Origin of the sequence: Okeania sp. SIO3I5, assembly GCF_010672085.1 — a bacterium.
Classification (GTDB): domain Bacteria; phylum Cyanobacteriota; class Cyanobacteriia; order Cyanobacteriales; family Microcoleaceae; genus Trichodesmium.
Genome location: NZ_JAAHHT010000240.1, coordinates 1 through 14,478 on the forward strand (window position 1 = coordinate 1; position 14,478 = coordinate 14,478).

Sequence of the window (14,478 nt, forward strand, 5' to 3'; positions counted from 1 at the left end):
TGATATTAGAAAGTTTGGTGACTTGAGGCGCAAGCTGACTTGGCGACTTGCTTATAGGAAATATTGTACTCCTAGGTTGTCGGATAGCGATCGGGATTTGCTGTTTGGTGAGGTTGAGTTTAAGAGCGATCCTTCTGGGCAGTTATTGCTTGAGTATGATGATTATTGTGAAGGACCTGACCCGGATGATTTCTCTAATCTGGACGACTTCTATTGCGAGTTTCGACGATGGGAGCAAGATTTTCCAGATTATGCAAAAGCTTTAAGGCGGTGGGCGAAGTTACAGGTTGCAGCTTATGACCTGAGCCTAAACATCTACTATCAGCGGTTTGCACGATGGGAGAAAGATTTTCCAGATTATATGAGACATTTAAAGCGGTTTGTGTTATCAGGAATTGACTCTCGCAAAAATGGTTGCTACCATGAGTTTCAACTATGGGAGCAAGACTCTCCAGATTATGCAGAAGCTTTAAAGCGATGGTTTGGACTAGAAACTGCTTATGATCGGAGTGTTGAGAACCGAACTCCGAGCATAACTGCTTATGATCGGAGTGTTGAGAACCGAACTCCGAGCATAACTACTGATAGTCGTTATGAGCAGTTGCCATTGTTTGAATATGATAATTATTTTGAACCGCCTGATCCGGATGATTTTCCTACTACGATTTCTGTACTTAAACGTGCTGTTTATCGTGCGGGTTTGGGGGAGGATGATGTTAAAAAGTTTGGTGACTTGAGGTACAAGCGGACTTGGCGACTTGCTCATAGGGAATATTGTACTCCTAAGCTCATAACTGCTGACAGTCATTCGCCACCTATGCGTCGGGTGGGTTAAAATATTATTGTGAGTCCTAGACAAGAATTGGGCATGAACCCTTTGATATTCTTGGACTCACTTCTAAATAAAGTAACAGGGCGCTTAAGATGAACTGGGATAGCTCCCTGAAAGATTCATGCGCCCTTTTTTTCTCTTCACTTAATTTATTATAACATTAATGCGAATCCTCGGTATGGATGTTGGACGAGGAAGTATTGTGGCGTGTCTGTTAACAGAGCGCCCTAACAATCCCCGACAAGCTTATCACTCGTGCCAATTTTACCACATTGAAAATAATGCATCAGGAGTAGAGTTGCTGCGCAGTCTATCTCCCGACATTGCTGTTGCGGAGCCTACTGGAATTAAATATTTGAAGTTCTGGGAGCGGTGGCTTTTGAGTATGGGGTGTGAGTTGTGGCTGATATCTAATCAGGCATTGGCTCCATATCGGAAGTTTCTGGATTTGCCTGATAAGGATGATGAGGCTGATTCGTTAGCGTTGGCTTGCTATTGGTTTGATTATGGTGACAATCCGCGTCGTTTTTTATCTCGTCGAGACCCGGTGGTGGCGGAGATTCGAGATTTGGTGATGCGCAGAATTTCTTATGAGAGGGAGGTTGGTAGGTTGGTGAATATCTGCCATCAGGATTTGGAAGATGAATTTCCTGAAATTTCCCGGATTAAGTCTCCTCGGAAAATATTGAAGTCGCCTCCTTTGTTCTGGAGGTGGCTGGCTGGGGAGGAAAATCAAAATTATGATGAGCTTTATTTGGAAAGTTACGGGAAAGGTTTGTCAATTTATACGGAGTTTAATTCTCAATTAATCTGTTTGATTGGGGAGCATGAGTTGTTGATTGAGAATCGGATTGAGCAGCTTTTATCGTTGTCTCAATTTGAAAAATATTTGGCTGCTGTAGAGGATTTGAAGTTTGGCTTGACTACGCAGGCGATCGTCATTTCTCAAGTTTATCCTGTTGAGAAGTTTTTTGGTTCGGATGGAGAGCCTGAGATTATCAGTGCCATCGGTAAGGAGTCTGGTAAGCGACAAACCTATGATTTGAGCCTCAGAAGGTTTCGGAAGATTTTGGGGGTGGCTCCTACTAGAAACTGGAGTGGCACTAAACGTAGCTATGGCAGAGGGGGGAATATCATGGCCAAAACTGCTCTATGGCAGTGGGCCATGACTAGGATTCAGCCACAGCATTCTTATCCGAGGACTCCTATTGGGGAAAAGCTTAGGGCGATTTATGTCAAAGAGAAGGCTGAGGGCAAGCCTCTGCCCAAAGTTATTAGGAAGATTTGCGCTAAGGCTGTTGAGTATTTTTACCGGGAATTGCTCAAGCACTAAGATGAAAAGCTGGTATTCTTACTTTAGAATAGGATAAAAAATGGCGATCGTTTCAATATAGCGATCGCTCTTTCCCAACTACTTCCCACTAGAGAAGAGTTTATAATGTAGGGGCGAATGGCATTCGCCCTCAACGGATTTAGTGTCTGTGGGTAAGTTCTGTATTTTATTCAACTATAAATTCATCAAAAATTATGGCAAAAGGATTTGGGGAGGCAAAGGCTAGCAAAGCATCTAAACGGCAAAAAGCTTATTTAAAGCTGATTATAGAATTGCTCAATTGTCGGAGGAGTTCTACCAGTGGGGCAGAATTTCAGGAGGTTTTAAACAGTCACCAAGAGCTAGCTACGCCGGAGTTATTGGAAGTAATGGCAGAGGAGGTGGAAAGTTTGAGGGATAATAAAAGTTGGGATAAGGCAAATTCCCTGTTAAGTGTGGTGCTGCAAGTGGGGGAGGTGTTGGGAAGTTCTGAGAGAGAGGCGGTTGTCAGGCAGGAAACTGCGGATGTTTTGAGTCAAATGGGGAGGCGCGAATATGAAATTAGTCAGTTTTCTGAAGCGCTACAATTTTCCGAACTGAGTTTAACCATATATCGAGAACTTTCAGACTCTCAAGGAGAGGTTGATGCACTCAATGGTTTGGGTAAAGGTTGTCGGTGTTTGGGCGAGAATGAAAGGGCGATCGCTCTGCATAGGGAATCTTTGGCTATTGCTAGGGAAATTGCATATAGTCAGGGAGAGGTTGATGCGCTGAATGGTTTGGGATCGGTAGATAATTTTCTGGGAAAACATGAGGAGGCAAAGGCTTATCATCAAGAGGCTTTAAGTATTGCAGAGGCGATTGGGTATGCTAAAGGGAAGGCTGATGCTTTTAATGGTTTGGGTAATGTTTGTAGAAGTTTAGGAGAATACGAAGGGGCGATCGCTTATCATCAACAGTCTTTGGTTATTAGACAGGAAATTAAAGATCGCTGGGGGGAATGTGCTTCTTTCTATAATTTGGCTCTTAATTATCGGTCTTTGGAGCAATATGAACAGTCTTTGGAGTGCCAACAAGAATCTTTGGTTGGTGCTAGAGAAATTAAAAATCGTTGGTGGGAGTCACACTCCTTGAATACACTGGGCAGCACTTATCGTTCTTTGGGTGAATATGAAAAGGCGATAGAATTTTCTCAACAGCGTTTAACTCTCAGCAGAGAACTTAAAGACCTGAAAGGGGAGGATGATTCCGTAACCGATCTAGGTCTGGCGTACAATTCCCTAAAGCAATATGAACGGGCAATAGAGTTTTTCCAACGGCGTTTAGAAATCAAGCGGGAACTCAAAGATCGTCAAGGGGAGGCAAGCTCTCTAGGTATTTTGGGCGAGATGTACGACTCTTTGGGGCAGCACGAGCAGGCGATTGAATTTCATCAACAGTCTTTGACTATCTATAGGGAGTTGAAAGATCCTCAAGGAGCAGTCCCATCATTGGACTATTTAGGTACTGCTTACTATTCTTTAGTCAACCAACTGAAAGCAGAGGGAAACCACAAAGCCGCAGCAGAAAATTTAGAATTAGAGATTGCAGCCTACCAAAATGCCCTAGAAGTTTATACAAAAGAAGCTTTTCCCAACAAATGGGCACATACTCAGAATAATTTGGGTTTAGCCTACTCTGAGAGAATCAAAGAAGACAGGGCTGAAAATCTGGAAATGGCTATCGCTGCCTTCCAAAATGCTCTTTTAGTTCGCACCAAAGATGATTTCCCCAACGACTGGGCAGCAACTCAGAATAATTTGGGTGTAGCCTACTCTGATAGAATCAAAGGAGACAGAACCGAAAATCTGGAAATGGCTATCGCTGCCTTCCAAAATGCTCTGGAGATTTATACAAAAGATGATTTCCTCAACGACTGGGCAGCAACTCAGAATGATTTGGGTGTAGCCTACTCTGATAGAATCAAAGGAGACAGAGCCGAAAATCTAGAAATGGCTATCGCTGCCTTCCAAAATGCTCTTTTAGTTCGCACCAAAGATGATTTCCCCAACGAATGGGCAGGGACTCAGAATAATTTGGGCAATACCTACAGAGAGAGAATCAAAGGAGACAGAACCGAAAATCTGGAAATGGCTATCGCTGCCTTCCAAAATGCTCTGGAGATTTATACAAAAGCTGTTTTCCCCAACGAATGGGCAGTGAATCAGCATAATTTGGGCGCTGTCTACAGAGAGAGAATTAAAGGAGACAGAACCGAAAATCTGGAAATGGCTATCGCTGCCTTCCAAAATGCTCTTTTAGTTCGCACCAAAGATGATTTCCCCAACTACTGGGGAGATACTCAGAATAATTTGGGCATTGTCTACAGAGAGAGAATCAAAGGAGACAGGGCTGAAAATCTGGAAATGGCGATTGCTGCCCTCCAAAATGCTCTGGAAGTTTTCACCAAAGATGCTTTCCCTTGGAACTGGGCAATGGCTCAGATTAATTTGGGCGGTACTTACTCTGAGAGAATCAAAGGAGATAGGGCTGAAAATCTGGAGTTAGCCATCGCTGCTTCCCAAAATGCTCTGGAAGTTTGCACCAAAGATGGTTTCCCTTGGAACTGGGCAATGGCTCAGATGAATTTTGGGAATGCCTACAGAGAGAGAATCAAAGGAGACAAGGCAGAAAATCTGGAGTTAGCCATTGCTGCCTTCCAAAATGCTTTGGAAGTTTACACTAAAGCAGCTTTTCTCTACAAATGGGCAGATACTCAGAATAATTTGGGCGCTGCCTACATAGACAGAATCAAAGGAGATAGGGCTGAAAATCTGGAGTTAGCCATCGCTGCCCTCCAAAATACTCTGGAAGTCTACACCAAAGATGGTTTCCCTTGGAACTGGGCAATGACTCACATTAATTTGGGCAATGCCTATTGGAGGAAAATCAAAGGAGACAGAGCCGAAAATCTGGAGTTAGCTATCGCTGCCAACCAAAATGCTCTGGAAGTTTTCACTAAAGATGCTTTCCCTTGGAACTGGGCAATGGCTCAAATTAATTTGGGTGCTACCTACATAGACAGAATTAAAGGAAAACGGGCTAAAAATTTGGAGTTGGCGATCGCTGCCTACCAAAATACTCTGGAAGTTTACACAAAAGATGGTTTCCCCTGGAACTGGGCAATAACTCAGAATAATTTAGGTGCTGCTTACATAGACAGAATCAAAGGAGATAGGGCTGAAAATCTGGAGTTAGCTATTGCTGCCTACCAAAATACTCTGGAAGTTCACACTCCAGAAGCGAATCCCTTTGAATGTCTCAGAACTTCGAGCAGTTTAGGCGAACTCCACTTCAAGGAAGGCAACTGGCAGTCTGCCGTAGATGCCTACAAACAAGCCATAACCGCAGTGGAACTCAGTCGTAGTTGGTCAAAAGACGACGATCGCCGCCAACAAATCCTCGAAGAAGCGCTCGGCGTTTACAAAAACATCGTTCAATGCTTCGTCAACCTCCAGCAATACTCCCAAGCTTTTGCATACGTCGAACGTTCTCGAAGTCGGCAGTTAGTTGACCTCATGGCAAGTAAAGACCTTTACCACAAAGGAGAAATTACCACGGAAGCCGAGGAACTGTTGCAGCAATTTGAATCTTTGGAACAGCAAATAGAGCGCTTGAGGTCTTCCAAGCAATCCCAAGATAACCGAGAAACCAGGGATGCTGCCACCGCTACCCGCCAACGTGCTGCTTTGGAAGCTAAAAGTGAAGCTATAGCCAAATTAGAAGCTGAAAAGCAGGAAGTTTACCGTCACATTCGCAAATTCGACCGAGTGTTGGCGGAAGGTATTCAAGTTGCCCCCTTGGAATTTTCCAAATTGCAGCAACTCATAGAAGACGAGACCACCGCCATCCTCAGCTTTCACAGCACCAACGACGACACCTACGTTTTCATCGTCCGTCGCAGTGGAGTTGATGTTCATAGCTGTCCAGGGAAAGGTGGGGGCGAGTTACAAATCTGGTTGATCTACAACTGGTTAGAACCTTACGTTACCACTGATGACTGGCGTCAACAGATGCCCTCAAAACTTGCAGAAATCAGTCAGCGGTTGCAATTAGATAAATTAGTAGAGAAATTAGACGACATCCAAGAACTAATCCTCATCCCTCATTTATACCTGCATCAAATCCCCTTTGCTGCCCTACCCCTGGCAGACAACCACTATTTCGGCGACAAATTCCTCATCCGCACCCAGGCAAGCTGTCAAGTTCTCGACTTCTGCCACCAGCGTCCACCCCTGGCAACCAGTTCTCCCACCTACGGCATTGTTGAAAACACTACCCAAGACCTACCCTGTTCCAGCTATGAAGGGCGACAAGTTGCCGAAATGTACCAAGTTGCCGGTAGCCAATATCTCCAAGGCAGTCAAGGCACTGTCAGCAAGTACAAAAAACTCTTGCCCCAAGTGCAACGGTTACTATCAACCCACCATGCTCAATCTCGCCTGGACAACAACCTCGAATCTGCCCTCATCTTAGCGGACGGCAGAATAACCCTGGGACTGCTATTATCTCCGGCGTTCCGTTTCCCGGACTTAGATGAAGTATTCCTATCTTGTTGCGAAACTAACCTGGGAAGCACAGACATCAGCGATAACATGATGACCTTGAACACAGGGTTTTTATGTGCCGGAGCTAGGGGGGCAGTTAGTAGTCTTTGGTCGGTGGACGATCTAGCCACTTCTTTATTTTCAGTATTTTACCATCAACTACGCCTGGCAGGTAAAAATCGTCCCCAAGCTTTGCAACTCGCCCAACAAAAATTGCGACAGTTGACTGGGAAGGAATTTGAAGAGAAGTATAGAGAGGATTTGGAGAAAACACTAAAAGAGAAATTCAAGGAAGCTGGCAAACGGAGGCGAGAAAGAAAAAAGCAGCGGAACAGTCACCCCCAAGATTCCCCGGAATATAAAGAGTGGGATAAAAAATGGAAAGAGCAAGGCAAAATTTACGATCGCATTGGCAGAACAATTGAAAACCTAAAGCAAAAGAGCCAAGAAGAATATCCTTTTGCTCATCCGATATATTGGAGTGGTTTTATTTGTGCAGGTTTGAGGGGTTAATCTAGAAATTCTAGAACGGCCTAGAAAGACGCTACTGAATATGAGTGCTACAGGCTAGAAGCCTATGCTACATAAGGCCAAAGTAACACAGGCTAGAATCCTGTCTGATTTTTTATGATATAATATAAAACCTTTGTATACTATCATTTTATTCCAATAGTTTATTATGAATACAAACCCACGTCGCTATCATATTACCACTTTCGGCTGTCAAATGAATAAAGCGGACTCCGAACGGATGGCAGGTATCCTAGATAATATGGGCCTCATCTCCTCAGATGACCCGAACGAAGCCAATATCATTCTATACAACACCTGCACCATTCGCGACAATGCGGAACAAAAAGTCTACTCTTATCTTGGCAGACAAGCAAAACGCAAACATAAAGAACCAGACCTCACCCTGATTGTTGCTGGATGTGTCGCTCAACAGGAGGGAGAAGCATTACTGCGACGAGTCCCCGAACTAGATTTAGTTATGGGACCTCAACACGCTAACCGTTTGCAAGATTTATTAGAACAGGTTTTCAATGGCAACCAAGTAGTCGCTACCGAACCCATTCATATTGTGGAAGATATTACCAAACCCAGACGGGATAGTAAAATTACTGCTTGGGTAAATATAATTTATGGTTGCAACGAACACTGCACCTATTGTGTTGTTCCTGGTGTCAGAGGTAGAGAACAGTCTCGCTATCCTGAAGCTGTTCGCGCTGAAATGGAAGAGTTGGGGCGACAAGGTTATCCAGAAATAACATTGTTAGGGCAAAATATTGATGCTTATGGGCGCGACTTACCGGGAGTGACAGCAGAAGGACGCAAGAAACACACATTCACAGATTTACTTTACTATGTGCATGATGTACCAGGTGTCGAACGTATTCGTTTTGCTACCAGTCACCCCCGCTATTTCACAGAACGTTTAATTAGAGCGTGTGCTGAGTTGCCCAAGGTTTGCGAACATTTCCACATTCCGTTTCAGTCTGGAGATAATAAATTATTGAAGGCGATGGCAAGAGGTTACACCCATGAAAAATATCGCGGAATTATTGATAATATTCGGGAACTGATGCCAGATGCTTCTATTAGTGCTGATGCAATAGTAGGTTTTCCTGGGGAAACTGAGGCACAATTTGAGAATACCCTGAAGTTGGTGGATGATATTGGGTTCGACCTGTTGAATACTGCTGCTTATTCTCCCAGACCAGGAACTCCTGCAGCGTTATGGGAAAATCAAGTGAGTGAGGAGGTAAAGGCAGATCGACTGCAACGGTTGAATCATTTGGTGGGGGTAAAAGCAGGGGAGCGATCGCAACGTTATATGGGTCGCACTGAAGAAATTTTAGTTGAAGATATAAACCCTAAAAATGCGAATCAAGTTATGGGTCGTACCCGTGGCAACCGTCTGACATTTTTTGAGGGGGATATTAATGAGTTGAAAGGTAAGTTAGTCAAGGTGAAAATTACTGAGGTGCGTCCGTTTAGTTTGACTGGTGAAGTCACTTCAGTTATCAATTATCAGTTATCAGTTATCAGTTAGTCTCATAAGGTCGGAACTGCGTTAACAGTACCTCTGGCGCTCACCATTGGGATTGAAATCAGGAATATTCTTTATTTTATCCCCTTAAAAGAGGAGGTGTAACTACCCCAATTTTTGGGTGAATAAATAAAATTTATTTCTGAGTAAAAAGTTCTACTTTGACAATTTTAATAAATTGCTGAAATCAAATAATAAATATCCTTGCTGGTAAACCATCCTGTCAGGTAGAAAGGTGTTAGATTTGATCTCTAAACCCAAAACCCTACTTGGCAGTTTTTCTCTTTGAGAGATCATATCAAATTCGGTAGTATCGGTATTAAAAAAGCAGAGAAACTGGGTTTGTATCAAAACTTTTGAGAATTAGTATAAAAACTACACTAGGAATGTTTCATCAAACATCCCTGATATTTACTAATATAATGAAAACTACTGTATGGTATTTTATTTTATTAAATTACTAATGTAATATAAGTTGCACCCAGATAATTTACGGTTCTTTTTAGATAGAGAAATATTCCGTTTAATTCAACAATAAACTTTTGGATGAAGAGTAATATTTAACAACAATCAAATGAAATATTATGAACTACAAATAAAGCCATAATAATAAATTCCTAATTATCAAAAATTTTCTCATAATTGAATTAGTAAATCTACTCCCCTCTGTAAATTACTTGTTCTTTCCTGACTACCAATCCGTTTATAGCCATACTAAAATGAGTATTGTCGATCATAAAAGTTTTACTTCCATCAATAGCTAAATATCCTTGTCCGCCACTGACAGGTAATTCTAAAAGTTCATTAGGATTTGATTTTGCACCAGCTACTAAAGTTAATTGACTATTAGCATTACGACAAATATTGGCAAAATAATTTTTAGATTCAAAGTATTTTACCTCAGACCAATTTTCTCCTTTTTTATCACAAATACGCCACTCTTGACGAGATGCTTGAGCAGCTAATGTAGTTTTGTTCTTGATTTCTGCAGGAGTAGATCCTAAAACTCTTGCAGAAGAAGTTAATAATAAAAATGTACCAAGTGTAAATGCTCCCAATTGGAAAAATTTTTGATTGATTTGAGGTAAATTCATAGTCAGCTCCTTAAGAAGAATAAGATGTAAAACTAGATTGGTATTAACAATTTACTGGCTTTTAATTATTAGTAGCAATGATTCAAATCACATTTTTTTCATTGCTTTTTAACTTATTAATATCATTATCAACTAAAAATAATTAACTATCCACCCGGAAAATACGGAACTTTGATGAAGATTTTTTTTAAGATAAATTGCCGATAAAGTTGCTATATAAAATTAGCTATAGTCTACTATTTTTCGGGAATGTATCACTTCAAAGTTTGGATATTCTTAAGCAGTTACCACCGAGAAATTACTGAGTTTTCCTGGGGAAACTTTTTTTTGCTATTTTTTGGTTGCTAATGTAGTTATTAACGAAAAGTTACTCTGTAAAATCAATTCTTAATAAACTTTCATAATCAGCTTCAAAAAGGTAAGGTAGTTTTAGAGAAAAATTCTTAGGTATAATAATGGAGGTAATAGGTGCAAATTACTAAACGTAACATTAATTTAATAGTTGATGATAGTTTAATGCGTGTATATGTGGCAACTCCTAAACCACCAGGAATTTACCCAGGTATTATATTTTACTGTGATATCTATCAGTTAGGAGGCCCAATAATTCGTCTAGCTAACTATTTGGCGGGATATGGTTATGTAGTTGCTGCCCCAGAAATTTTTCATCGAACTGAGCCAATAGGTCTTGTTATGGAGCCAGATGACCTAGGGAAGATGCGAGGTAATGATAATGCTCGTCGAACAGCAGTACCTGAGTATGATGCAGATACTCGAGCTGTTATTGAATTTCTCAAAGCAGAAAGTTCTGTTGCCGGAGATAAAATAGGAGCTATGGGTTTTTGTATTGGTGGCCATTTAGCTTTCCGCGCTGCTTTTGAGAAAGATATTAAAGCTACAGTCTGTTGTTATCCTACTGGAATTCCTATTGGGAAGTTAGGTAAGGGGGTTGCTGATACTATTAAACGAGTGAGTGAAATTGAAGGTGAGATACTTATTGTTTTTGGTAGTCAAGATCCTCATACACCAGAAGGCGATCGCCAAACTATTATTCAAACTTTGGAGGAAAGTCGTGTAACTCACCAAATTTTCTTATATGAAGCAGAGCATACTTTTATGCGTGATGATGGTTATCGTTATGACTCTGTGGCAACTACTTCAGCTTGGTCTGAAATTATACCTTTCTTTGATCGTGTGTTTGATAATAAGGGGAAATAATTAATAATTAATAATTAATAATTAATAATTAGGGTTTGCTGAAAAAGTATTTTTCCTTAAAAGTATTTTTCCTTTTTGTAGTAGTCAGTAGTCAGTAGTCAGTAGTCAGTATAAATAGGAATTTAGAGGAGGTAGGAGTTAGAATTGTTCCTCAATTTATCTGTCCAACTATGCGCCTAAAATACTAACATGAGGAGGCTTTTCAACTCAAAATCTTCCACTTTTTCAATACTTAAAAAGGTCAAAAGCTTTAGAATGTAAACACTTTCAGATTTAATCAGCAGAGCAATAATTAATAATTAATAATGATTAACTAGACAGTGTTAAATTCTGGGAATAACTATTACTAACTAAGGCTTTTAGCAATCTTAAGGTTAAAAATTATTTTCATAAGAACTGTAGGTATTGTGAGCCTTTTCAAGTAATACTTTCAGTCTTGAAAGCAAATTGTTTTTTGGTATAACTTTGCACTCTCCAGTGATTAAAATTTGGTGGTGGTGCTGAGGAATGGTAGAGAGAGTATGGGAGGTGTGGGAAGTGTGGGAGGTGTGGGAGGTGTGGGAGGTGTGGGAAGTGTGGGAAGTGTGGGAAGTGTGGGAAGAAATTACAAAACTTATGTATCTTCGCCATTCCTCAGCAGGACTACCTAAAATTTTAAATTATTGGGCAGACGATTGAATAATTAATAATTAACAATTAATAATTAATAATTACCTCTTCTTAAAAATAAGACGATTAGTTAAAAAGGAAATTTTTTTTCTTCTCTTGGTCGATTGGATATGGCGCCGGTAACCCATCCATCCCATCCTACGGAAAGCTCCGCAAACATGTCGCGCAGCGTTAACGTAGTTATGCGTAGCAAAACGACCGCTTTTTTCTCCTTGAAAGGAGAGGCTTTAAACCTTGATTTTTTTGTAAGTTTTTTGTCAACAAAAATTTTTCATGCTTAATATAAAAACCTCCAACTTAAATAATTATTCATTATCCATTATTAATTATTAATTACTAATAAATATTTCCGTAAATTCAAAAAAAATCAATTCTGATCCATAGCTTATGAATTATTTCTTTTTGTTCCCAGTTTAAGTGTTCCCTGTTTCCTATTTTCTGGAGATGTCTAATAGATATCTCCAGAATTATAGCCGAAGTCAGACTCTCCAAACTTCCCACACTCTAATTAAGCGGATACTTTATCAGGAAAATATTTCTTGAGTTTTTGCAACTTTGGAGGAATTGAAAATATACAATAAGGTTGATAAGGATTCTTATTAAAATAGTTTTGATGATATTCTTCAGCTCTATAATAATCCTTCAAATCAACCACTTCAGTTACGATAGGATTTTTAAAAGTACCATTATTATCCAAGGTTGAAATTACTTCTTGAGCAATATCTTTTTGTTCTTGAGAATGACACATGATAATTGAACGATACTGAGTACCAACATCATTTCCTTGTCTATTGAGTGTTGTGGGATCGTGAGTCGCAAAAAATATTTCTAAGATTTCACCCAGGGATATTTTTTCAGAGTCAAAGGAAACTTTTACCACCTCAGCATGGCCAGTTGCTCCAGAACATATAGATCTGTAGTCAGGATTTTTAGTATTTCCTCCAGCATAACCAGACTCTACTTCTTTTACTCCTGCTACAGAGAGAAAGACAGATTCTACGCACCAGAAACATCCGCCACCTAATACGATTGTATCTAACATTATTTTTTGCCTCCAAACTTTGGCTCTAATTTCCATTAGATATTTATTGTAAACTGATTAGAGAGCAATAGGTTTTAGATAGAGATATTCGTCAGTCTTTCTTTAACAAACTGTTAGCAAAACTTATTGACAGAATAAAGCCAACAAAACCTCTGAAAATTTTGGTTTATTATTTGGGAGGAAAACTATATTTCTCAACCCAAGCTAAGAAATTTAAGGTTTTTGGCTTTAACTAAAATCTATTCTATTAGAGAGCAATTAAGTCAACAAGTCGAGTTTTTCAATTTACTTTGGGTGAATTAGGTACGATAATTTATTTTCAATTCACTAGATATATCATCCTGCTTAAAATTTGTATAAATTGAATAAAATTCCTATTTTTCAGCAAAAAAAACCTTGCAAGTTACGAAAACTTGCAAGGTTTAATTATTAGTTTTTTGTCATATCTGATCGCTTGAAATCAGCGATCAGATTTTTTTTAGTAGATTTCTACTAAAAGCAATTTAGCTTTATTAGCTATTTGATTAAGGAGCAAATTCGAATTCCAGAGGTGCTGGTTCTGCTGCTGCTGCTGCTGCTGCTTCTGCTGCTGCTGCTTCTAAGGCCAACTGTTGAAGTGTCACAGTGTTGTCGTTAACGTCTAAATTTCCACCATCTACAACTGCATTAGGCACTTCGTCTGCAGGTATAAAATTACCGCTACCAGCAGGAAACTCAACAAACAATAGACCTGTGACAGCATCTGTTTGAGTAGGCAAGGTATTCAGGGGACGACCAACTGGACTAACGTTAACTAAATTAGGCAGTGCAAAGTTGTTAACTCCATCGCCTCCAAACTGAGTACCCACTAGACCAAATAGCTCCCCATTACCAGCGATCGGTAATATTTGACCTTCAAGAGAGAAGAAACCAGGTGGCACAGATAGACCAGGCCATAGAACAATTTCCCCAGTTAAAAAGTCTGCGGGAGCGTTGTCTCCAGCAATTATGTAGCCAATAGGGAAAGTTGCTATTCCAGGACCAGCAGGACCAGCGGGACCTACCGGACCAGCGGGACCAGCAGGACCAGCAGGACCAGGAACACCAGCGGGACCTACTGGACCAGCAAGACCAGGAGCACCATCTAATCCCGGAGTACCAGGAGCACCAGTGAGACCTACTGGACCAGCGGGACCAGCGGGACCTACTGGACCAGCAGCACCAGCGGGACCTACCGGACCAGCGGGACCAATAGGACCAGCAGCACCAGCGGGACCTACCGGACCAGCAGCACCAGCGGGACCAATGGGACCAGCAGCACCAGCGGGACCTACTGGACCAGCGGGACCAATGGGACCAGCAGCACCAGCGGGACCTACCGGACCAGCGGGACCAGCGGGACCTACTGGACCAGCAAGACCAGGAGCACCATCTAATCCGGGAGTACCAGGAGTACCAGCCGGACCTACTGGACCAGCGGGACCAGCAGGACCAGCGAGACCAGGAGCACCATCTAATCCGGGAGTACCAGCGGGACCTACTGGACCAGCAGCACCAGCGGGACCTACTGGACCAGCGGGACCAGGACCACCAGTGGGACCCACAGGACCAGCGGGACCAGGAGCGCCAGCGGGACCAGGAGCACCATCTAATCCGGGAGTACCAGGAGCACCAGCCGGACCTACTGGACCAGCGG

The 14,478-nt window shown here is 41.4% G+C and carries 9 protein-coding genes; 6 read left to right on the top strand and 3 right to left on the bottom strand.

Going from position 1 to position 14,478, the window contains the following annotated elements:
• The 4 genes from F6K40_RS32970 to miaB form a co-directional block, all read left to right on the top strand.
• Positions 1–835 (top strand): hypothetical protein (locus F6K40_RS32970; RefSeq protein WP_293142253.1); only part of this gene is annotated, 835 nt, incomplete at its 5' end.
• Positions 836–995: 160 nt separating this feature from the next.
• The gene (locus F6K40_RS32975) at positions 996–2,165 is read left to right on the top strand and encodes an IS110 family transposase (protein WP_293142255.1); all 1,170 of its coding nucleotides are present in this window, start codon (positions 996–998) and stop codon (positions 2,163–2,165) included.
• A 194-nt stretch (positions 2,166–2,359) separates the two neighbouring features.
• Positions 2,360–7,243 carry a CHAT domain-containing protein gene (locus F6K40_RS32980; RefSeq protein ID WP_293142257.1) on the top strand — a complete coding sequence of 1,628 codons (4,884 nt, stop codon included), beginning with the start codon at positions 2,360–2,362 and terminating at the stop codon, positions 7,241–7,243.
• 166 nt (positions 7,244–7,409) lie between these two features.
• Complete coding sequence (gene miaB, locus F6K40_RS32985) at positions 7,410–8,783, top strand: tRNA (N6-isopentenyl adenosine(37)-C2)-methylthiotransferase MiaB (protein ID WP_293142258.1); 1,374 nt, start codon at positions 7,410–7,412, stop codon at positions 8,781–8,783.
• A gap of 653 nt (positions 8,784–9,436) precedes the next feature.
• On the opposite strand, the gene F6K40_RS32990 is transcribed toward miaB, so the two are convergent.
• Positions 9,437–9,874, bottom strand: a complete 438-nt coding sequence (locus F6K40_RS32990; RefSeq protein WP_293142260.1) for a hypothetical protein — start codon at positions 9,872–9,874, stop codon at positions 9,437–9,439.
• A gap of 468 nt (positions 9,875–10,342) precedes the next feature.
• On the opposite strand from F6K40_RS32990, the gene F6K40_RS32995 reads away from it, so the two are divergent.
• Positions 10,343–11,092, top strand: a complete 750-nt coding sequence (locus F6K40_RS32995) for a dienelactone hydrolase family protein (RefSeq protein ID WP_293142262.1) — start codon at positions 10,343–10,345, stop codon at positions 11,090–11,092.
• 507 nt (positions 11,093–11,599) lie between these two features.
• The gene (locus tag F6K40_RS33000; protein WP_293142264.1) at positions 11,600–11,770 is read left to right on the top strand and encodes a hypothetical protein; all 171 of its coding nucleotides are present in this window, start codon (positions 11,600–11,602) and stop codon (positions 11,768–11,770) included.
• Between the two features lie 499 nt (positions 11,771–12,269).
• Here F6K40_RS33000 and msrA read toward each other — a convergent pair whose 3' ends face one another.
• Together msrA and F6K40_RS33010 are read right to left on the bottom strand one after the other, a co-directional pair.
• Positions 12,270–12,803, bottom strand: a complete 534-nt coding sequence (gene msrA / locus F6K40_RS33005; RefSeq protein WP_293142266.1) for a peptide-methionine (S)-S-oxide reductase MsrA — start codon at positions 12,801–12,803, stop codon at positions 12,270–12,272.
• 524 nt (positions 12,804–13,327) lie between these two features.
• On the bottom strand, positions 13,328–14,478 hold a 1,151-nt coding region (locus F6K40_RS33010), incomplete at its 5' end, for a tail fiber protein (protein ID WP_293142268.1).